We start from the raw sequence: 18362 nt of genomic DNA on the forward strand, positions 1-18362 counted from the left end.
GAACAATCAGACAGAAACGCCGCCTAATGCTGTACACCACTTTTGACAATAACTCGTTGCTCTTCGTTTGCATGTTTGCTGGCAAGTACTAATTCAGCCTGAAATTTAAATTTTTCAAGAGAGGCAAAATCGTAGTATTCCGTTAGTGCCCTCCATCCATGGCCTTGTAATGCATAATGTTCAAAATTAGTCATTTCATACAAAGCATCTATTTCATCACCTTGACTTAAAACTGATTTAATAGCATTGTAAAAATTTTCATTTCCTGTCTCTATTGCTTCTTTAATTTTAACATTAGAAAAATCAATAAAAATTCCTATAGAATGGGTTTGATAGCCCATTCGTCCAAATTGAAAAGGGAATTCATTAACTTCGATATTCATAGAGTATGACATATAAGTATTCCTGATAATTATTATTAGTTCTTGGTGGCACTTGAGATGGTTGTATTAATCTGGTGGGTTCCAGGGATCTATTCCTTGTTGCATCAAAATATAGGGATCATGTTCATCTACTTTAGACTGAATTTTATCTACCTGGTTAGCTAATTCATATACATAAGATTCTAGCTCATGTAATCGGTCTGCAACATCATGCACATAGGATTTCGGGTTATTATCATAGGACATATCATTAATCTCTTCTTGGTGATCAAGCATTGATTGCATAGTATTCCAATCTTTGTAGCCATTTATCTTTGCTATAGCTTGTAAGCAAGATGAGTGTGAAATATTGCTATGCTTTTCATTTAGGAATGTTTTAAGTAGGTTGGCTTGTTTTTTAACGGATTCTATAGACAACATCATAAGTTCCTCATCAATTGGGAAAAAATACCAGTGTCTGCGTTATGGATTCCCTTTATGATTCAGAATAAAGATAACTACCAATAAACTTGTTGATTAAACTATTTACCATTTCCTTTATAGGATGCAGACGGATGGGTCAGTTTCAAACCTAGCAAGATTGTTTCATTTTTTGAAAATAGTGTCAAATATATTCTCTATTCGAGTTGAAAAATAGCTTTTAAAGATACTTATGCACATGCACATGATTTTTGGAGTTCCTGGCTAGAAAGTATTAGAGGTTAACGGTTCTGTGACATAAAACTGATGGCTGGTTAATATATTCTATCAAGTAAAGAGATGGTATTTTACGTGCAGCTATTAAACGTTGTAAAATCAGATTTAGTTATCAAATATTATGATGAAGGGTTCATGGTTGTTGGTTGAAAACAACATACAGTACTCATCAAATCACCTTTAGGCTGAACATGGATTTTTTGGATAAAATTAGTGCTCTGGAGGAAGAAGCCTCCCAATTTGGTTTCAAGTGGCAAAGTGCCGACCAAATCATGACTCAAATCCACAGTGAGTGTGATGAAATCAAAGAGCATCTTGAACATGATCCTTCTAAAGCGAATCAAACTGCTTTGCAAGAAGAAATTGGCGATTTACTCCATGCAGTGTTTTCCCTGTGTATTTTTTGCAAGTTAAGTCCCCGAGTAACCCTTGGGCAATCATTAACGAAATTTGAAAGGCGATTACGTGCGGTTAAACTGATTGCTGAAGAGCGTGAGTTGATTAACCTAGAAGGCTTGCCCTTTGATGAATTGATGCATATTTGGGATAAGGCTAAAGAGTTAGTTGGTTAACGGTGGTTTTTGTTTTGTGCCTGTGCGCAGCTGTAAATGCCATTGATTTGAGTTCATCCTTGAACTCGCTAGTGTCTCAACATCCTGTCAACATCTCAGCTGCGCCAAACAAATTCAGTATAGCTTTTCTACACTATTAAGGCATTAACCAAGATGCTGTTTATTATGTAAGACATTTCTTGGGGGTAATTTGCTATTAAGTAGTGATTAATGCTCTATTTTTAGTCAAGTTTAATTTGGTCATATAATCATCATTGCCTGAATCGCTGTAAGCATCATTTGATCATCCTCTTTAATTTCTTGAAACAAAGCATAACCGATTAAACTTTGAATTAGCATCAATGCAGAAAAAAACAAAGTCACTTTTACTTTAAAATTGAGCATGACAGTCAAATTCCTTAAAAGCGGCATGAACAAATTTTCAAATTACTCGATTGAATTGTGTGATTCTATCAATAAGTGACTTATTTTTCTCTAGCTTTTGAGCTTTACTAAGAAGTACTTCTTTTGAAAACTCTTCTTTCAGTAAAGGCTTTGCCCAAAGCATAAATAGATCGTCACTAGACAGCATAGAATTAAGAGGATCGCTTCGTTCATCGATTAGAATATCTATAGCGCAGCACACCAACCACTTTGATGGGACGGTTTCCCCTTCGGCCATTCCTTTAATTGCCAAGGGCGAGTAACTTTTATCTTTGTTATATAAATCCTTGGCTTTAAGGTGTAGTTTTTCAGAGCGGTTGTGAATGGCTTGCAGTTCTGCAAATACGGCTTTAATTTGAGGGCTAAAATCAATTTTTTTATACTCAGCAAGATTGGCGCGATCTAACAAGGCAAGGGCTTGTTCTTTGGCATGACCTGATAGTTTACTGGTGGCTATTTTAATTTGCTGAATCATGCTTGTAATCATCGAATCAAACACATTGAGTTCCACTTTTTCTTTATGGCACAGGATTTCAATTTGTTCTAAAGTATTTAGGAATTCATAAGGAAGGCGAAAACGAAAGTCTGTCAGTGTGTTTGCAGGGGAAGGGTTTAAATGCTCATAAACGGCAGTAACGTTTTGCATGAATTGTTTAAGCTCAATGGTTTGTTCAGAAGATAGTAAGTCCCATCCATCAAAAGCATCTGGGGCATCAATATGAAAAGAGCCATAAATGGTTTTTAAGTCGATTGATTTGACGTAAACCCGTGGAGGTCTACGTAAATTTTGTTTAATTTCAAGTCGTAATAGTTTTTTCATTTTATTGTCTCAAGCAAGGTAAGTTGCGGATTTATGTAATCATTCGAGGCGGTATTCATTGAATCGTTGAGGCTGCTATAAACGGCATTAACTGTTAAATGTTTAAAGTATTCTCTACCAGGCATATCGTTTTTTTTAGATATAGGTGGTCGAACATTGTAGGCTGCGTTTCTCATTGTAAAACAGGGTTTAAAATCTCTTGGGATAGGTGTTGATGTATTTCGGCCATGCAAGTAAATAAGGCTATTGAGTCGAGTATTAAACTCAGGTGGCACTTTCGTTTGGTTTGTGGCAATCATGGTATGACTCTTTCCCTCATTGTCCTTATTGACCCATTCTATTGTAGCAGTAGGCGCAACAATGTCAATATATTATATGTAATAAAAACATCTATAAATAAGATGTTATATATTTACTTTTAGCGGCTAATTTGCCATAATGTAGTTGTTCACTTAGGAACATAAATGATAACAATAAGGAAATTTATGAATCACAACTCCCTTCAAATTGGTTCTATCCTGTATGCAAGCTGGGGATACGATCAAACAAATATAGATTTTTACGAAGTGACCAAGCTTATTGGTCGCACCACTTTGGAATTACGAGAGCTAGAACAAGAATTAATTTCTGATGGCTTCGGTCTTAGTGGAAAAACGAAACCAATCCCCGGTAATTATATAAGCCCGCCTTTTAGAAAAAGAATTAACATGCATGGTTCAGTGAAGATTGATGAAGTCAGTAGGGCTAGTCTTTGGTCTGGCGAGGCACTTTACTACTCATCATATGCATAACGCACGTAATCGCATATCAACGGAAAGAGGTTATGTCCTCTTTCTGTTAATAAATGAATTGATAAGGATATTGTTATGATTAAAAAAATTAGGGTTAAATTTTATTTTCTTTTTCTGGATGTTGGCCATGCTTTTAAGAGGAAGAAGCATAAAAAGAAAATGATGCATTATTATTTGGGTATCAAGTGCTCTAGCTAAAATAAATATAAAAACATCATAAAAATAGATGTTTTTTATTGAAATTTTCAGGTTGTTTTGAGATACTGTATTTGTTCACTCAGGAACATAATAGAAAAATAAGGAGCTTCACATGAATACTGAAAGACAACAATTCCTCATTCAATCCCAATTAATTTCAGACAATCAACGATTAGCCTTTCTTCCTAAGCATTTAAATAAAGAATACTTAAGCTTTGAATCCATGGTATACCGAACCATGGGTACTATTTGCAACTCATACAATGGTGGGTATTGGGATTTCTATGAGCTGAGTAATCATGGTTTTTATATGGCACCCCAATCAGATGAGTCATTCCATGTTTTTATTCACGGTAATGGCTATGAGGGAAGCGTATCTTGTGATGCAGCGGGTATTATCGCTACAACCTACGCTCTAAATAATCTTGCATGGCGTACCGAATCAGATGAAATAATTGATAAATATTACGCCTTGTTAGACTTTGCCCGACAACATCACGAATTTAAAGAAATCTTTGCAGCAATTGATTAAATCCGTCCCCACGACAAAGCGATTATTTGTTGTGGGGTTTTAACCGAGATGAATAAAGAGGGATGTAACATGCAATTATATTTATTCCATGGAAGAAAAACACCTGATGAGCATTTGCAAGATTGGGGTTTTGATGGTCCAACCATTAACGAAATTACTAGTTTAACTGGCACATACGGTGAAATGTATGTTCACTTTGAAAATGAGCAACACCTTTATAAAGCACAAAAGCAAACGGGGTGGGATTTATTTGGAGATTTTGCATTGGCTGTGAGGTTTCAAGAGGATCTAGTCCAAACGATAGATGGGTATTACGGGGATTGGGATTTAACTCAAGGTAATTAAAAATTAGCTAGGTGGCAGAACCTTCCGAATAGAAGTTCTGCCAATTAAGATTAATTATAGGGATATGTCATGAATTTAATTGAATATGTTGCTCAAGTGATGGGTGAGGATGAAGAACATAGTGACAAACAATCAGAATATCTGATGGAACTTTATAGAAAGAGTCAGGATCAACATGAAATAGATTCTGTCTTTATTTGCTTGTGTGGCTACTCACTTAAATCATTAATTGAGATGGTGAGCGATTGCTCAGCTTGCAAAAATATATAAAATTTTATATAATTAACTATGAAAAGAATAATATGGTTAGGCTCTAGTTACGATGAACTGCTGGAGTTCTCTAAACAGGCAAAACAAGTAGCCGGATATAATCTGGATAGAGTGCAACGTGGTTTAGAACCGGCAGATTGGAAGCCAATGGCTTCCATCGGAAAAGGTGTTAAAGAAATACGAATTCATGTTGAAAATGAGTATCGTGTGATTTATGCCGCCCAATTTGCAGACGGCATTTATATTTTGCATGCGTTTATTAAAAAGACTCAAAAAACGAGCCAAAAAGATATTGAACTGGCAAAAAAGCGATTTAAAGAGATAGCTCAATATAAGAGCGAGGTATAAAATGACTACTCATGAAACAAAAGGAAGTATCTTTGATGATTTAGGTTTTGATAGCACTGAAGCTGAGAATTTAAAAATTCGAGCTTCTCTGATGCGTGCTATAGAACAATATATTAAAGATCATCACTTAACCCAAGCCATGGCTGCAAAAGTTCTGGGTGTATCTCAGCCGAGAATTAGTGATTTAAAACGAGGTATGATTCAAAAATTCACAATTGATATGTTAGTGAATATGTTGGCAAAAGCCCACGTTTCCGTTTCTTTGGTTATTAATGATCGAGTTGCTGCTTAGTCACAATACTAAGTTAACGATTTTGTTATACATTTACAACCAATGATATTAAAAGCATCTAAATAAAAGACGTATTTAATTGACTTTTATTCCTAGTTTTGTCATAATGTACTTGTTCGTTTAGGAACATTAAAGAAAACATAGGAGAAGAAATCGTGTTACCCATCTTGTCTAAAGAAAAATTATTTAAATTAGCTCCTTCCATATTCACCCAAGCCAGCTCTCATAAAACAAGCAATAAGTACGCACCCATCTCAACAGAGCAAATCATTGATAAATTAATGTCAGAAGGATTCTTCCCAACATGGGCAACTCAGACCATGAGCCAACGTCAAGAATCTAAAGCATTTGCAAAACATATGCTTCGTTTTCAACGTCATGACGCCTTACAAAATAATCAAGGGCTTTACCCAGAGCTTGTTCTTATCAACTCACATGATGGACTGTCTTCCTATCGTTTAATGGCGGGTCTTTTTCGTCTTGTGTGTGGCAATGGAATGATTGCGGGGCAAGCGTATAACGAGATCAGAATTAAACATCAGGGTGATGTTATTGGAAATGTTATTGAAGGCACTTACAAAGTGATTGAAACAGCGAATCAGATGCTGGATGTTTCTGATGATATGGCCTCAATTCATTTGAATGCTGATGAAAAAGGGGTTCTACACGGGAAGGTACGAAATTTCCCGGCACAACCTTACAACCCTTTACCAGTCTAGGCTACAGCCAATAAATTGATTTTCCATTGACTACCAAAATCTTCATAACTTTATGTAAATTAATATATTTATTGGTTTTATAAATTTCATATATTGTTATCAATTTTTGAAAACTGGAAAAACATCAATAAGTGATGTTTCTGGCCATGCTTTTTTTAAATAATTAAATAATCGTGTAGAAGCTTCTCTTAATTCTGGCAGGTGACCTGTCATCCAGGAACAGGAAATAAATGCTTCAAGTCTGGATAATCTTCTTGGCCGAAAAGTATTTTTATCTGGATCCCATTGAGATTCCATATCTACAGGGCCATTTGGACAAATCCATTCGTTTTCCAATAAATTCATCGCATCAAGCTGTTTAAGTGTTCTAATCAACCAATATGCGCAGGCATAAGTTAACTGTTTAAAATAAACAGGATCATCAACAGCTAATACAATGCCTAAAATTATTCGACTATCTCCTGTGGCATGGCAACATATTAACTTGATTGGAATATATGAATTTTACAACAACAAAGAATGCCTTAATTTACAAGAGGTTATACAAAATTTGATATCAAACGAAAAAATCAATTTATTGGCTGTAGCCTAGACTGGTAAAGGGTTGTTGGCATGCTCTGGGAAATTTCGTACCTTCCTGAGAATAACCCCTATTAAATTAGGATGTTATTTCAAACATAGCACTTAATAATTCTTGCTAGCACTGAGCACATCCTCTTTTGTAAATTAAAGGTTGTGTTTTGGTGTCTTGATGTGTGTAGCGATGTGTAGCAATATTGTTGCTTTTTAATTGCTACGCTAAATCGTCTTGATTTGAACCATAAGGAATACTCAATCTTCTTGTATTTACTGGATTTTTATCGCATGAAAAGACAACAGCAGTGCCTTTTCAACGTCAATTGCGTCTATGTAGCAATTGTAGCAATAATGGGAATTCGATTTTGATTAATGGCAATGGGGATTGAGTTCAATTTGGGTTTTATTTCCTGATTTAATGAGGCGAATGTACTGGTATTCAATTAATGTTTCCAATACATTATCCCTTAGCTCTTTAGTACGTAAAGGGCTAAATTGCAGTATTTCTCTTGGGGTTGGCATTGCTGGTTTTTGTGTCAGGAGCCAATCAAGCAGTTTACGTGCCTCTTCAAGATAGGGTTGGGAGGATTGAGGCTCTAATAGTCGTCTGGCTTCACACAAATACCACTGGATTAGCGTAATGGCCTGCTCCATCTCTTCGGCGCTGATATCTCCTGTTTGTCCTGAAAAAAGATGAAACAGTGCTGCCATTCGCGCTGCATTTTCAGCGGCTTTACTGGCAAAGTCTTTGATTTCCATCCACTGCCCCTGGGCTGTCAGGCCGGATTCAATAGTGTTAAAAAACCGAATCCATAACTGCTTGGCTTGTGGCGACATTTTCAGGGTGGGTAGGTTAATACACCCCACCTGAGTCAAGCGTTGCGAGTGATCAAGGCATTCTGTAATACGCTGTTCGTATTCATATAAACCAATCATTTGTTCTGGTGGCTCTTGATAAAAACGACTTCCCATCGAACTATCGGGATAGGCGAGAAGACAACGTGCTAAAAATCCACTTTGACGATTAATACCTGTGGCCTGATGAATCATTTGGTTGAGTAGCAAGGGCTGCATCATTAAATTTAGCGTTAAGCGCCGATGTTCAATGATAAAACTTTGCGAGGTTTTACGATGTGCGGCAAAGGACTTACCTTCCCATAAGCGATTGAGCAAAGCAACAAAACGCAAGGGGTTTGATTGCATGCCGTGGCTACCGAGTATAATTCCTGCCTCATCAGACCAAAGTGAGGCACTTGGCCAGCCATGCGCTAAATGAATAGCCAGGGCTTCCTGGGTTGCATCCTCAAAATATAAAGTAGGCTGTATGGGAATGTCAGGTTCCTGATGCACCAACTCTTCAAGGAGTTCTTTGTAGTGCTCACTGTCCTCGCCTGTATAGGTCGCGCGTTTGATTTGGGTGAGTAGCCCATCTCGCTCCATTTGCCAGGCTTTGTGCTGGGTTAGTGCGCTTAATCGTTCAGGTTCTCTCTTTTTTCTTATGTTGGCTTCCCACTGACGAATGGCTTTAGAAAAAATGGAGTCAGCAGCACTTTTGCGCTCTCCTGAGCTGGCAATGACTAGAAAATATAAGGAAACAGGGCTGGTTAAATAGGTGTCACGAGCCACATTAGCATGAGACTGGCAGGCCAGAGAGAGGTTTGCTAAAGCACCATTAGCGACTAAGGATAGTGGTTGTTGCCCGTAGCGTTGGTAGGAATGAACCACACGTTGAAGTATATTGGGTAATGCATCTAACGGGTATGGGGCTTCATTGCTTAGCCTAGTAACAAGGGGGATGGGCTGTTTCCAATAGCTCTCTTGAGCCTCTTGGTTGATTAATGGGGTTGGCTTCTCTAAATATAGATTGGACATTAAATCGCGCTATAAAATTTGGAAATGAAGGCGTTATTTTACGCTTAGAGCTTCCCTGTTGTAAAATAAGTGCTGTATGTAGGAACGAGGGTGGATAATGAGCAGAGAAGATGAAGAAAAAGTATGGGTAATTCAATGGCGTATTGATGCAAAAACGAATAGTTATGAAGATTGGCCAGGTTATAGCGCAACGCCTATGACCCGTAATGAAATGCTATCCGCTTTGGAAGACTGTTTTTCTAGGTGGCCTCATTATGAGTTTCGTGGGCATAATGTTCATTCGGCTGTAGAGCGTCTTAATAAATTGGATCATTCAATAAGCATTTCTAAATAGGGGGCTGATGATTCCCTTGAGTTTAAGCTATTGCTTCTCTCTATACGTCTTAGATCGGCTGTTTATTTCATCATTTCTCAAACCCTATTTGCAATTCTACTTCACTTTCATTCTCTTGCTTTTTCAGCGACTTTAATAAGAAAAGACTGAAATCAAATAGCTGAATTTGTTTCAAGAGTTTGGAAATACGCATTGAGCGTTTATTATTGCGAGGAAGGAACATAATTGTTTGGTCGTAGAATGGTCGTGGAGCGGGGTAAAATCCAAATGGTGCGTCAAAATCGATACATTCATCACTAATGAAAGACCAGTCTTCACTATTTATAGAAAAAAGATCAAATTGATTTAATAAAGAGAATACGGACTGTGCATTTAAATTGAATGTATACAGGTTACCACATATAGGAACTTTTTTATTTAATTGAGAGGCCAGATATCGGGCTGCTGAGAAATGATGAGAACCCCCGCTATTGCATAAATGAATGCGTTTGTTATCCCATCCATAACAATAAAATGAAGGCTTATTGAGTATCCGTCCACGTTCCCACTGCAAATTTTTGTCTAAATTTTGTTCTGATACATCGGCAATTAAATTAGAGTTAACGGTTGTTGCGAACTCATCAAGGGTAGTAAACAAGTTCAGATTTGATTTTGATGAGCTAAGGCAATCAATGTCGCGAATATCGCACCACCAATTTTTTGTTTCGTTCACTGTGACCAGATGTTCCAGCTCTGGAATATATTGTTGTTGTATGGATTCGTATCTTTTCATGAGATTCAAGACGTATTTTTTATCAAAATGACAACCATCCCATTTATCCCAATGAATTATTTGATTCGCATTGGCCGTTTGTGGTGGTATTTTCAATATCCCGTCCAGCGGTGGGTGATTTTTTATTCTTCTTATAAACCTTGCTGGGTGAAAAAAACTTTCTTGTATCGAATCAATAATAAAATTAAGTACGGCTCCCATTCTCACCCTTTTTTTAGACGTGTTCCACCAACTCAAGGTTGGTAAAATAATGCCAACGAGGTATTCGTTATTAACATATATCGAAACGCTGTTGTTTAGTTGTTTGCCCAGCCTATAAAGTGTTCAACTTTTCTTTTCTTTAAAAGCATTTGTATAACTGGCGATAATATCATTAGCCTCTAACTTGTATTGTGCCAGATGTTGCTTGACCGTTGTACTGTCTTCAAACTTGTTCTCAGTGGCTATAGATTTTATAAATTGACGGGCGTTATTAACTAATTTTTCTAATAAGCTCTTATTTATTATTTTTATATTTTGACTTGGAGAGCACGCATACTCAAAGCAAGTAGATAAATGAATCATAATAGGTACGCATTGGGCACCATTGCCGTAATTATTATTAAACCAAATTTCAGAACCATTCAGCTGATTACAATCGCGTTTGCAAATAAGCTCCGTGGTTGCACCATTTTTACATTCAATAACTAAAAATTTTAAATCATCCAGCAGCCAGAGATTATCTGGCCCTTTTCCATAATCATTTTCTGGACGTTGACCTATAAATCCAAGAAGGTACGCTAACTCGTTCAAAGCATCCTCAAATATATTCGCAGTGTCTTCACTAAATATAAGTTTTGAAAATATTCCCTCCGCATAGATAATAAGTTTGTTTCCATCCTTAAATTTGTCTTTTAAATAGGTAGAACATCGTATTGCTTGGGATCCCGTATAGGGTTTTAATGGTTTATAACCGATGCCTTCGATTGGTTTAAGAACCCTTAAATTATCAGAAATAGCGGATAGTTGGGTTTTTTGCGATTCCACCTTATCGTACTTGTTTATATACTCGGACATGTATTGTTTTAATACGCCTTTTAATAAAAGATCATCGGTTGAGTTATTGATCTCATGCAAAATTCTGTTTGCTGCTTCTTGTGGTTTTCCTGAGCGATCTAAATCGTAAGCTTCTCTTAAAGCGATTTTTATTGAGTCAGATGTATTTTTATTGGAATAATTTAGGTCAGCCATAATACCTCTGCTTAACTCAACCCATTGAGGGTCTCTTTTTAGACAGTAGTTTATTACGGTTTTAATTTCCTCAACTCCTTTATCTTTTATTTGATCTGCTACCCTTTCTGATAATTCTAGTTGAGCCTTTGTCGCCGGTGAAAATAGTTCTAAAGTTTCGCCTGTATAAAGCTGAGAAGTTAGATCTTTTCCCATAAGAAAAATGACGCAATAATCATCATTAGATCGAACACCTCGCCCCATCCCCTGTTCCACTTTATGAGCGATTTGATTTACTCTATTCGAACTACCTGAAAGCTCGCTCTGGCGAATTTTATCAATATTATTTCGGGCGGTTGGTAATCCATCTATAACTAACAATCGGCAAGCATCTTCGGGCAAATCAATCCCATCATATTTGTTCACTAAAATCGTTAAGCCAATATGAGTCGTTTTAAGTTGTTCAATTCCTTGAAGGATAGTGTCTTTATTTAAAATGAGATCAGCTTCATCCTCCCAAAACTCCACTCGTTTGTTAGATGGGACAATAACTACCACGTTATATTCTTTGGATAATTCTAAACATAATGCTTTAACATCACTATCGAACATATTCGTGTTGAGAGCTTGTGGTAATAAGATTAATCGATCACCTACATCTCCCGCTGAATCTGGAGTGATAGGGTTATTAAGATATTGGGAGCAAACACCAAAATGGGTGGTTAAGACGCTATCGTCTGATAATGTCGCGGTCATAAATATTTTTCTTGATGCATTACTAATGGAAGGAATCGCATCAATTGGAATACAATTACTCGTAATTTCAATGGAATGTTTACTAATAACGCAACTGCATCGTTCTAAATTTTCTTTTATTAATGGCCATTTAAATTTTATGTCGTCATGATTTTTGTTTTCAATTAAAGCATGCATTACGTTACTTAGATTTTCTTGCCAGTTCCAATATGGGATCAGAATGTAAGCAAAGGGGTCTCCTGCTTTAATCTCCAAGTATTTTGCTTCCGACTGCCTTTTCATTGCTTCTTCAAAAAGGCTAAATAATTTTTTATATGCTGGGTTAGATGATGATACGTTCAAAGTGAATTGTTCTTCAACTGTATTGACGCACGCATGAGCATCATCAATAAGGAGCGTCTTAATGGGTATTTTTGCTCCTTCATCGCCCACACCAAAGACTGATTTCCCGTTAATTAATTTATATATATTAGTTACTAGAATTGCTTTTCCTTTTAAAAAACTCTCACTCTCAGGGTTATCAACGGCATTTAATCCAAGATCTTTGGCTTCGGATAATACTTGTTCTACTAAAAACTTATCTGGAACTATATAAACTACAGGCCCTTTTTTCTCATTCAAGCAACTTTTTAAAATTAAAAGGCCAACCACTGTTTTACCGCCACCAGTATTCATTTTTATAACCAGGTTGCGTTCTTCTTTGCGGTCAAACCATTTGCTCCATACTTGAGATTGCACATCGCGGGGGTAATGGAATTTGTTTGGTTTTTTATTGGGTAAGGCGCTAAAAATTTCTCTTGGCTTTAAGACTGTATCAACAGTTTGTCCTGTACTCAGTTTAGAAAAATCTAATGCCATTTTATGTCCTTTAAAATGTACTGTTATTCGATGTTGGCTGTTGGCCAAATGTTTATTAGGCTTGTAATTGCAATTTTAAGTGCATGTTGAGGGCATCAGCAACCTTTACCAACGTTTCTAATGATGGAATAAACGAGCTATTGCCGCTTTCAAGGCGAGAAATAACGGATTGCTTGGTTCCAATTTTATTGGCCAACTCGGATTGGGTCATATGCCGCTTTTTACGAGCATTTACAATCATGACGGCAATGTTATTAATGATTTGCTCACGCTCATAGTGCCTGGCAAATTCTTCGTCTTTATTGATTTTGTCGTCAATAAACTCATTTAAGGTAAGTGCTTTCATGGTCGTATACCTCCATCATTCGTTTTTCAGCCAGTTCAATATCTTGCTTTGGTGCTTTTTGTGATTGTTTTTTGTAGGCGTGTAAAAGAACAATCACTTCTTTTTGGATGCACACATAAAAAAACCGATAACCACTGCGCGATGTTTTAATTTTAATTTCCCAAAGCGAGCCTTTAATTTGCCTGAATTGCACCCTTGGGCTATCAAAACCCAACTCTTCAACGCTCTTTAAACAACCGGCAAGTCGCGCTATCTCATCGGACGGCAAATCATTTAGAAATTCCGCCACAGGGTTTTTGCCCGATTGTTTTTGGTAAAATTTTATTCTCATAGTATTTTATAGCATAAATGTGATATTTTGGAAAGCTTTTAACTAAAATTAGTCATGGAGTTTAGTTTGTTGCGTAACGTTTCCGAGTTATTCAATGCGATCAAGTTATCGAGCAGCTCCTTGATTGGTCTATGATTTTTAAGTAAAGGATTAGCCCACAAAAACAAGATGTCGTTATCAGACAATATTTTTTGCACCATATCTGGTTTTTCTTCCAGTAAAATATCTATAGCACAAGCAACCAACCATTTAGACGTTGATAATTCACCTTTTGCGATTTCTTCAATGGTTTTCGGAGCAATACTTTTATCTTTATTAAAAAGCATCTTGGCCTTCTGGTGCAATTTTTCTGATTTATTGTGGATGGATAATAATTCAGAGAATACGGCCTGTATCTTTAAGGACACGTCTGTTTTTACATTTTCAGATAATCCCAGTTGATTAAGCAGGGTTAGCGCGTGTTGTTTTTTGTCATCAGGAAGGCCTGCCGTTGCTATTTTAAGTTGACCAATAGCGGCACTAATCATGGCATCATAAACATTCAAATCGAGGAGTTCTTCAAAGCATAGCGTGCTTAATTCATCAAGAGTATCCATGAAACTACTGGGCAATCGGATTCTAAAATCCTTTTGTTCGGACAGCGCTTTTGTTGAGAAGTAATGCTCAATTGCTTTGAGATTGTTCATGTAGTGGTTTAATTCAATCGTTTCTTCCTGGCTTAATTTATCCCAGCCATTAAATTCATCGCAGTGATTTGCTTGAAATGAGCCATAAGTTGTTTTTTTATCGGCTGATTGCACATGAACTCTTGGGGGTTTATTCATGTTTGCCTTAACGGCAAACGATAATTTTTTCATGGGTCTACTCCTGTTGATAGCCTACTCCCTATAATGGGAGTAGGGTGCTAATCAATATTTATAATCGGGTATTTTTTCTATTCTATTATCAATGAATTCGACCAGTTGATCACAATACACGCCTTTCATTGGTTTATAGGGTATTACTGGCCACACCAGCATGTCTGAAAAGTCTTTATTCAGGTAAAAAGAAATGTCATATAAATCGTGTGCCTCATCCAGCTCGATGCAGACAAATCCATCTAGGTATCGCGCATGATACTCTTAGTGCAAGCGCATTAGCAGATAGTTCATACCATTTAGACACGCCCCACGACCAAACGATGGCTTTATTGGTGTGCAGCAATTGTTGCTGGATAATTTCTGGAATGGTCATTGTGTTCTCCTATGTTTTTACTATGTGTCATTAAGACAAGAACAGTATAACAAGGGTGACAGGGAATATCAATATTTATGATAAACTAAATTTATAAGATAAGTTTATCAATTTAGTTGACAGAGACGCGCTTTTTTGCGATACTGTATATGTTCCTTGAGAACAATAGTAAAAACATAGGAGAAACACATCATGTTACCGATTTTATCAAAAGAAAAACTATTTAAATTAGCCCCCTCTATATTTACACAAGACAGTTCCCATAAAACAAGTACTAAGTACTCACCCATCGCTACAGAGCAAATCATTGAAAAATTAATGTCGGAAGGCTTTTTTCCAACCTGGGCAACTCAGACCAAAAGTTTGAAGCAAGAATCAAAAGCATTTGCAAAACACATGCTCCGTTTTCAACGCTATGATGCCAGGCAGAATAATCAGGGGCTTTATCCTGAGCTTGTCCTTATCAATTCTCATGATGGCTTGTCTTCTTATCGATTAATGGCGGGTCTTTTTCGGGTCGTATGCAGTAATGGAATGATTGCGGGGCAATCGTATGACGAAATTAGAATTAAACATCAAGGCGATGTGATTGGCAATGTTATTGAAGGCACTTATAAAGTGATTGAAACCGCGAACACAATGCTTGATGTCTCAGACGAGATGGCTTCAATTCATTTAAATGAGGATGAAAAAATGCTTTTTGCCGAAGCTGCCCATTCACTAAAATTCTCTGATGAAGAAGGGGGGATGATTGTTGCACCTAAAAATTTATTGCAGCCAAGACGCTATGTGGATCAAAAAGATAATGATCTGTTTACGGTGTTTAATGTTCTGCAAGAAAATTTAATTAAGGGCGGGATTCGCGGTCAGCGTTTAAATAAATACGGTTATACCACGCGAACAAAAACGAGAGAAGTAAAGGCCATTGATCAAAATGTGAAACTAAATCGTGCCTTGTGGACGTTGACTGAAAAAATGATGGAAATGAAGAGGTAATTGGGGAATTGATAAGCAAAGGGACATCCCTTTGCTTCACTCCTAGAGCAAGTAATGGGCTAACAACAGAACATAGAGGGCACATGATGAAATTAAGATTATATCACGGACGCAATACCCCAGAACAAGAAATGAATGACGATTGGGGTTTCGAGGGGGCAACACTGAATGGTGTTGATGGGATGATATGGACTTATGGCGTGCCACGAGTGTATTTTGTTAATGATAGTGCTTTAAAGGAAGCTAAGGATTTAACGGGATGGGATGAGCTAGGAGATGGCTTGGAAATGTGCGTTTATGAGGATTTAATTAAAACCAAAGACGGGTACTTTGGGGATTGGGAATTAATTTGAATGTAAGAGGTATTTATTTGCTATTTTTATCGTTTACTTTGCCGGTTGCCTGCTTGATGCAGGCATTAGCAATTACCAGTACATTGATCGTTAGGATTAAAGAATAATAAAAAATGGTGTGATCTAAAATTAGAGCATCCAATCCATTGAAGAGTAACGATAAAAAATTTTTCATGTAAGAAAAAATAGAGTGACTAAATATCAAAAAAATAAACAGTAAAAGAAATGCCATTTTTCGTTTTATTAAGGAAAAAATTAATACTATTGCATGTGCTTTTATTTGTAAGGTTCTAATATTCATTTTAGGATAGCACCCTACCTGACACCAATCCCACTGCTTCTAAGGGTATCGATTTTGAGTTTTCGTTGGTGCAGTTTATGCCGCTAATTTTTGCAACTATCGTCCCTGATTTATAATCTGTTTTTAAAATGGAATCTGCAATTGCTGTGCACGACATGGAGTTGATGTTTATTTTAAATCGTAATTGATTTGGTTTATCAGAATCATGAAAAGGAGCCATGACGAATGCGCTAAACACGGTACCCATGGGTATGGATTTTGATTCCTTAATATCAGATGAGTTGAAATTAAAATTCTTTGTAACCACAATTTCCCCAGCCTTGCTTGCTGACACATAAATTCTTTTTGATTCTGATGTGAGTTCTTTTGTATGTTCGGCCAGTAGTTTTAAAGACTCATTTTTATTGATAAACGGGGCAGGGATAAACCAATCCACAATGTTTATCATGACCTTATCCAGAAAAGGAGGTTCAACACCATGAGTTTTCGCAGCAATTTCAGATAACTCTTTTAGAGTTATATAGGTTTGTTTTTCTTTTTTTTACAGTTTTGATTGAACGGAATAAGAGTGAAAACCAAATAGACCAATAATAGTTAGTGGTACGATGTATTTACATGCGGCCTTAATGCAGCTTTTCACTCGGATATCCTTTTTTTATAAAATTATATGTTAACTAAATTAAGTCTTAATGCGGAACAATATTAAACGGATTTAATAGGTGATTTTTTCTCTTTTTGATGTTGTTTCCATTCTTTATCTTTAGAGAAAATCATCATAGATGATTCTTCAAAAAAATGGCTAATATCATCGATACCAACCCATGAGCAATATTCTTTTATTTCTGCGTAAATGTCTTTGCTGATTTCGATTTTAATTTTTTCTTTTTCAGGTGTTTTTCTTGCGTTGATTAAAGCCATAATAAATCCTTATTTATACATAAAAAATAGTATTCGCTAATAGCGATTACTAAATGAATCATAACTGCTGCTATTATACGTTGAATAATGATAATCACTATTCCACGAGTTATGATCAAAAGCACTTGAACCTATGGAATTTCCCATACTGTCTAATGCCCCAATCATGGGTAATCCTGTAGCAGGATTATACTCCGTTTTATTTTGTGATAAATCAAAATTAGTTTCATTATTTTGCTCATCAGCATATTCAGTAAAAAAGGTGACGTATGCAAGAACTACAAAAACTAGAATAAGTACAATCATTTAAAATTCCTTTTTCAAATTGAAAAAATCAGATGTTAGAGAACATCAGCAACCGAATCAATCACATACGCGCAATTGGTATGCGCTCCACAAAAATGCACAAAACGAATATAAAAAATTAACTCATCAAATAAAACAACAAAATAAAGACTTCTAGAAACAAGCACACCTTTCGCATTAGAATGCTTCGTGTTAACTAATTGATTATTATTATTTTTTTTATTAGAAAGGCGATGATTTTCAAAATTATTATATATAAGACAATATTTGAACAAACAGAGTCCGATATAAGTCTATTTTTGAATAAAAAACACTCATATTAATGCATCATAAATACATCACTTATGACAAATTGTACGTCAGGAACATAAATGGTATAGTGTTTTCAAGGTCTATAAATGCATCTTTGATGCATCAGGCAGTTCATAACAAATGCATCACTTCAAATGAAGAAAAAACATAAAAAAGGAGATTTTAATGCCACGTGTCACCGTATCACTTCCTAAAGATCTTTATGAACGACTTATCAGTTATGCAGGAGATAATGAAGATTCTTTATCCTATACAGTAGCTAAAATGGCTGAAATTGGTTTAATGGTTACTGAAAATAAAGACGAAATTAAAAGCCCAGAAGATCGGTTTAGCAAGATAGAACAACATTGTTTTAAATTGGCAATTCAAATGAACGCCCTACTTAAAAATATAGCCACATCACAGCTTCAATATGGCCAAGATGAGTTTAAAAAATTACAGGACTTAACCAATGAAAAATATCAAGAATTAATGGGTATAAAACCCGAAGAGCTTTAAAT

General features: G+C 36.2%; 28 protein-coding genes. 12 read left to right on the forward strand and 16 right to left on the reverse strand.

What is annotated here, in order from left to right:
• Positions 1-23: 23 nt before the first annotated feature.
• Together Q0495_RS07885 and Q0495_RS07890 are read right to left on the reverse strand one after the other, a co-directional pair.
• Complete coding sequence (locus Q0495_RS07885) at positions 24-395, reverse strand: hypothetical protein (RefSeq protein ID WP_298624776.1); 372 nt, start codon at positions 393-395, stop codon at positions 24-26.
• Positions 396-449: 54 nt separating this feature from the next.
• Entirely contained in the window at positions 450-806 is a 357-nt protein-coding gene (locus tag Q0495_RS07890; RefSeq protein WP_131775193.1) for a glyoxalase superfamily protein, read from the reverse strand.
• A gap of 464 nt (positions 807-1270) precedes the next feature.
• On the opposite strand from Q0495_RS07890, the gene Q0495_RS07895 reads away from it, so the two are divergent.
• Positions 1271-1651: a MazG nucleotide pyrophosphohydrolase domain-containing protein gene (locus Q0495_RS07895; RefSeq protein WP_298624782.1), complete on the forward strand. Its 381-nt coding sequence runs from the start codon at positions 1271-1273 to the stop codon at positions 1649-1651.
• A gap of 240 nt (positions 1652-1891) precedes the next feature.
• Here the strand turns inward: Q0495_RS07895 and Q0495_RS07900 are convergent, their stop codons facing one another.
• The 3 genes from Q0495_RS07900 to Q0495_RS07910 are packed head-to-tail and all read right to left on the reverse strand — an operon-like array spanning position 1892 to position 3193.
• Positions 1892-2035: a hypothetical protein gene (locus Q0495_RS07900; RefSeq protein ID WP_298624784.1), complete on the reverse strand. Its 144-nt coding sequence runs from the start codon at positions 2033-2035 to the stop codon at positions 1892-1894.
• A 37-nt stretch (positions 2036-2072) separates the two neighbouring features.
• On the reverse strand, positions 2073-2894 hold the full coding sequence (locus Q0495_RS07905; RefSeq protein ID WP_298624786.1) for a hypothetical protein: 822 nt from the start codon (positions 2892-2894) through the stop codon (positions 2073-2075).
• Entirely contained in the window at positions 2891-3193 is a 303-nt protein-coding gene (locus tag Q0495_RS07910) for a hypothetical protein (protein WP_298624788.1), read from the reverse strand. Before Q0495_RS07910 ends, Q0495_RS07905 begins: the two co-directional genes overlap by 4 nt.
• Positions 3194-3379: 186 nt before the next feature.
• Here Q0495_RS07910 and Q0495_RS07915 point away from each other — a divergent pair, with 186 nt between their 5' ends.
• From Q0495_RS07915 to Q0495_RS07945, 7 genes are all read left to right on the forward strand, one after another.
• Positions 3380-3685, forward strand: a complete 306-nt coding sequence (locus Q0495_RS07915) for a hypothetical protein (RefSeq protein WP_298624790.1) — start codon at positions 3380-3382, stop codon at positions 3683-3685.
• 310 nt (positions 3686-3995) lie between these two features.
• A complete protein-coding gene (locus Q0495_RS07920) occupies positions 3996-4415 on the forward strand; it encodes an antirestriction protein (protein WP_298624792.1) in 420 nt (139 codons plus the stop codon).
• A 69-nt stretch (positions 4416-4484) separates the two neighbouring features.
• Positions 4485-4760 (forward strand): hypothetical protein, encoded by a 276-nt coding sequence (locus Q0495_RS07925; RefSeq protein ID WP_298624794.1) that lies wholly within the window; start codon positions 4485-4487, stop codon positions 4758-4760.
• Between the two features lie 69 nt (positions 4761-4829).
• On the forward strand, positions 4830-5030 hold the full coding sequence (locus Q0495_RS07930; protein ID WP_061401058.1) for a hypothetical protein: 201 nt from the start codon (positions 4830-4832) through the stop codon (positions 5028-5030).
• An 18-nt stretch (positions 5031-5048) separates the two neighbouring features.
• On the forward strand, positions 5049-5378 hold the full coding sequence (locus Q0495_RS07935; RefSeq protein ID WP_021460184.1) for a type II toxin-antitoxin system RelE/ParE family toxin: 330 nt from the start codon (positions 5049-5051) through the stop codon (positions 5376-5378).
• 1 nt (position 5379) lies between these two features.
• The gene (locus tag Q0495_RS07940; protein ID WP_031299778.1) at positions 5380-5670 is read left to right on the forward strand and encodes an XRE family transcriptional regulator; all 291 of its coding nucleotides are present in this window, start codon (positions 5380-5382) and stop codon (positions 5668-5670) included.
• Between the two features lie 155 nt (positions 5671-5825).
• The gene (locus Q0495_RS07945) at positions 5826-6389 is read left to right on the forward strand and encodes a DUF932 domain-containing protein (RefSeq protein ID WP_298624802.1); all 564 of its coding nucleotides are present in this window, start codon (positions 5826-5828) and stop codon (positions 6387-6389) included.
• A gap of 99 nt (positions 6390-6488) precedes the next feature.
• On the opposite strand, the gene Q0495_RS07950 is transcribed toward Q0495_RS07945, so the two are convergent.
• Both Q0495_RS07950 and Q0495_RS07955 read right to left on the reverse strand, forming a co-directional pair.
• Positions 6489-6764 carry a hypothetical protein gene (locus tag Q0495_RS07950; RefSeq protein WP_298624804.1) on the reverse strand — a complete coding sequence of 92 codons (276 nt, stop codon included), beginning with the start codon at positions 6762-6764 and terminating at the stop codon, positions 6489-6491.
• 570 nt (positions 6765-7334) lie between these two features.
• Complete coding sequence (locus tag Q0495_RS07955) at positions 7335-8837, reverse strand: YfjI family protein (RefSeq protein WP_298624805.1); 1503 nt, start codon at positions 8835-8837, stop codon at positions 7335-7337.
• Positions 8838-8934: 97 nt separating this feature from the next.
• Between Q0495_RS07955 and Q0495_RS07960 the strand changes: the two genes are divergently transcribed.
• Positions 8935-9171, forward strand: a complete 237-nt coding sequence (locus Q0495_RS07960; RefSeq protein ID WP_298624807.1) for a hypothetical protein — start codon at positions 8935-8937, stop codon at positions 9169-9171.
• 70 nt (positions 9172-9241) lie between these two features.
• On the opposite strand, the gene Q0495_RS07965 is transcribed toward Q0495_RS07960, so the two are convergent.
• From Q0495_RS07965 to Q0495_RS07985, 5 genes are all read right to left on the reverse strand, one after another.
• Complete coding sequence (locus Q0495_RS07965) at positions 9242-10144, reverse strand: DUF6685 family protein (protein WP_298624809.1); 903 nt, start codon at positions 10142-10144, stop codon at positions 9242-9244.
• A gap of 123 nt (positions 10145-10267) precedes the next feature.
• Positions 10268-12766 (reverse strand): DEAD/DEAH box helicase family protein, encoded by a 2499-nt coding sequence (locus tag Q0495_RS07970; RefSeq protein WP_298624810.1) that lies wholly within the window; start codon positions 12764-12766, stop codon positions 10268-10270.
• Positions 12767-12821: 55 nt separating this feature from the next.
• The gene (locus tag Q0495_RS07975) at positions 12822-13112 is read right to left on the reverse strand and encodes a helix-turn-helix domain-containing protein (RefSeq protein WP_031562427.1); all 291 of its coding nucleotides are present in this window, start codon (positions 13110-13112) and stop codon (positions 12822-12824) included.
• A complete protein-coding gene (locus tag Q0495_RS07980) occupies positions 13090-13443 on the reverse strand; it encodes a type II toxin-antitoxin system RelE/ParE family toxin (protein ID WP_127101193.1) in 354 nt (117 codons plus the stop codon). Before Q0495_RS07980 ends, Q0495_RS07975 begins: the two co-directional genes overlap by 23 nt.
• 38 nt (positions 13444-13481) lie before the next feature.
• Positions 13482-14300, reverse strand: coding sequence for a hypothetical protein (locus Q0495_RS07985; RefSeq protein ID WP_298624812.1), 819 nt, complete (start codon positions 14298-14300; stop codon positions 13482-13484).
• 568 nt (positions 14301-14868) lie between these two features.
• Here Q0495_RS07985 and Q0495_RS07990 point away from each other — a divergent pair.
• Together Q0495_RS07990 and Q0495_RS07995 are read left to right on the forward strand one after the other, a co-directional pair.
• Complete coding sequence (locus tag Q0495_RS07990; protein WP_298624814.1) at positions 14869-15672, forward strand: DUF932 domain-containing protein; 804 nt, start codon at positions 14869-14871, stop codon at positions 15670-15672.
• Between the two features lie 83 nt (positions 15673-15755).
• On the forward strand, positions 15756-16025 hold the full coding sequence (locus Q0495_RS07995) for a hypothetical protein (RefSeq protein ID WP_298624816.1): 270 nt from the start codon (positions 15756-15758) through the stop codon (positions 16023-16025).
• A gap of 13 nt (positions 16026-16038) precedes the next feature.
• On the opposite strand, the gene Q0495_RS08000 is transcribed toward Q0495_RS07995, so the two are convergent.
• The 4 genes from Q0495_RS08000 to Q0495_RS08015 form a co-directional block, all read right to left on the reverse strand.
• Positions 16039-16326: a hypothetical protein gene (locus tag Q0495_RS08000; protein ID WP_298624818.1), complete on the reverse strand. Its 288-nt coding sequence runs from the start codon at positions 16324-16326 to the stop codon at positions 16039-16041.
• 1 nt (position 16327) lies between these two features.
• A complete protein-coding gene (locus Q0495_RS08005) occupies positions 16328-16774 on the reverse strand; it encodes a hypothetical protein (protein ID WP_298624820.1) in 447 nt (148 codons plus the stop codon).
• Between the two features lie 254 nt (positions 16775-17028).
• Positions 17029-17244 (reverse strand): hypothetical protein, encoded by a 216-nt coding sequence (locus tag Q0495_RS08010; RefSeq protein ID WP_298624821.1) that lies wholly within the window; start codon positions 17242-17244, stop codon positions 17029-17031.
• A 36-nt stretch (positions 17245-17280) separates the two neighbouring features.
• Positions 17281-17550, reverse strand: coding sequence for a hypothetical protein (locus tag Q0495_RS08015; RefSeq protein ID WP_298624823.1), 270 nt, complete (start codon positions 17548-17550; stop codon positions 17281-17283).
• A 477-nt stretch (positions 17551-18027) separates the two neighbouring features.
• Here Q0495_RS08015 and Q0495_RS08020 point away from each other — a divergent pair, with 477 nt between their 5' ends.
• Complete coding sequence (locus Q0495_RS08020) at positions 18028-18360, forward strand: hypothetical protein (RefSeq protein WP_298624824.1); 333 nt, start codon at positions 18028-18030, stop codon at positions 18358-18360.
• Positions 18361-18362: the final 2 nt, after the last annotated feature.

Origin of the sequence: uncultured Legionella sp., assembly GCF_937871865.1 — a bacterium.
Taxonomy (GTDB): domain Bacteria; phylum Pseudomonadota; class Gammaproteobacteria; order Legionellales; family Legionellaceae; genus Legionella.

Coding starts and splice junctions, on each gene's coding strand:
- Q0495_RS07885 (WP_298624776.1), bottom strand. CDS start 395: ATGTCATACTCTATGAATATCGAAGTTAATGAATTCCCTTTTCAATTT.
- Q0495_RS07890 (WP_131775193.1), bottom strand. CDS start 806: ATGATGTTGTCTATAGAATCCGTTAAAAAACAAGCCAACCTACTTAAA.
- Q0495_RS07895 (WP_298624782.1), top strand. CDS start 1,271: ATGGATTTTTTGGATAAAATTAGTGCTCTGGAGGAAGAAGCCTCCCAA.
- Q0495_RS07900 (WP_298624784.1), bottom strand. CDS start 2,035: ATGCTCAATTTTAAAGTAAAAGTGACTTTGTTTTTTTCTGCATTGATG.
- Q0495_RS07905 (WP_298624786.1), bottom strand. CDS start 2,894: ATGAAAAAACTATTACGACTTGAAATTAAACAAAATTTACGTAGACCT.
- Q0495_RS07910 (WP_298624788.1), bottom strand. CDS start 3,193: ATGATTGCCACAAACCAAACGAAAGTGCCACCTGAGTTTAATACTCGA.
- Q0495_RS07915 (WP_298624790.1), top strand. CDS start 3,380: ATGAATCACAACTCCCTTCAAATTGGTTCTATCCTGTATGCAAGCTGG.
- Q0495_RS07920 (WP_298624792.1), top strand. CDS start 3,996: ATGAATACTGAAAGACAACAATTCCTCATTCAATCCCAATTAATTTCA.
- Q0495_RS07925 (WP_298624794.1), top strand. CDS start 4,485: ATGCAATTATATTTATTCCATGGAAGAAAAACACCTGATGAGCATTTG.
- Q0495_RS07930 (WP_061401058.1), top strand. CDS start 4,830: ATGAATTTAATTGAATATGTTGCTCAAGTGATGGGTGAGGATGAAGAA.
- Q0495_RS07935 (WP_021460184.1), top strand. CDS start 5,049: ATGAAAAGAATAATATGGTTAGGCTCTAGTTACGATGAACTGCTGGAG.
- Q0495_RS07940 (WP_031299778.1), top strand. CDS start 5,380: ATGACTACTCATGAAACAAAAGGAAGTATCTTTGATGATTTAGGTTTT.
- Q0495_RS07955 (WP_298624805.1), bottom strand. CDS start 8,837: ATGTCCAATCTATATTTAGAGAAGCCAACCCCATTAATCAACCAAGAG.
- Q0495_RS07960 (WP_298624807.1), top strand. CDS start 8,935: ATGAGCAGAGAAGATGAAGAAAAAGTATGGGTAATTCAATGGCGTATT.
- Q0495_RS07965 (WP_298624809.1), bottom strand. CDS start 10,144: ATGGGAGCCGTACTTAATTTTATTATTGATTCGATACAAGAAAGTTTT.
- Q0495_RS07970 (WP_298624810.1), bottom strand. CDS start 12,766: ATGGCATTAGATTTTTCTAAACTGAGTACAGGACAAACTGTTGATACA.
- Q0495_RS07975 (WP_031562427.1), bottom strand. CDS start 13,112: ATGAAAGCACTTACCTTAAATGAGTTTATTGACGACAAAATCAATAAA.
- Q0495_RS07980 (WP_127101193.1), bottom strand. CDS start 13,443: ATGAGAATAAAATTTTACCAAAAACAATCGGGCAAAAACCCTGTGGCG.
- Q0495_RS07985 (WP_298624812.1), bottom strand. CDS start 14,300: ATGAAAAAATTATCGTTTGCCGTTAAGGCAAACATGAATAAACCCCCA.
- Q0495_RS07990 (WP_298624814.1), top strand. CDS start 14,869: ATGTTACCGATTTTATCAAAAGAAAAACTATTTAAATTAGCCCCCTCT.
- Q0495_RS07995 (WP_298624816.1), top strand. CDS start 15,756: ATGATGAAATTAAGATTATATCACGGACGCAATACCCCAGAACAAGAA.
- Q0495_RS08000 (WP_298624818.1), bottom strand. CDS start 16,326: ATGAATATTAGAACCTTACAAATAAAAGCACATGCAATAGTATTAATT.
- Q0495_RS08005 (WP_298624820.1), bottom strand. CDS start 16,774: ATGATAAACATTGTGGATTGGTTTATCCCTGCCCCGTTTATCAATAAA.
- Q0495_RS08010 (WP_298624821.1), bottom strand. CDS start 17,244: ATGGCTTTAATCAACGCAAGAAAAACACCTGAAAAAGAAAAAATTAAA.
- Q0495_RS08015 (WP_298624823.1), bottom strand. CDS start 17,550: ATGATTGTACTTATTCTAGTTTTTGTAGTTCTTGCATACGTCACCTTT.
- Q0495_RS08020 (WP_298624824.1), top strand. CDS start 18,028: ATGCCACGTGTCACCGTATCACTTCCTAAAGATCTTTATGAACGACTT.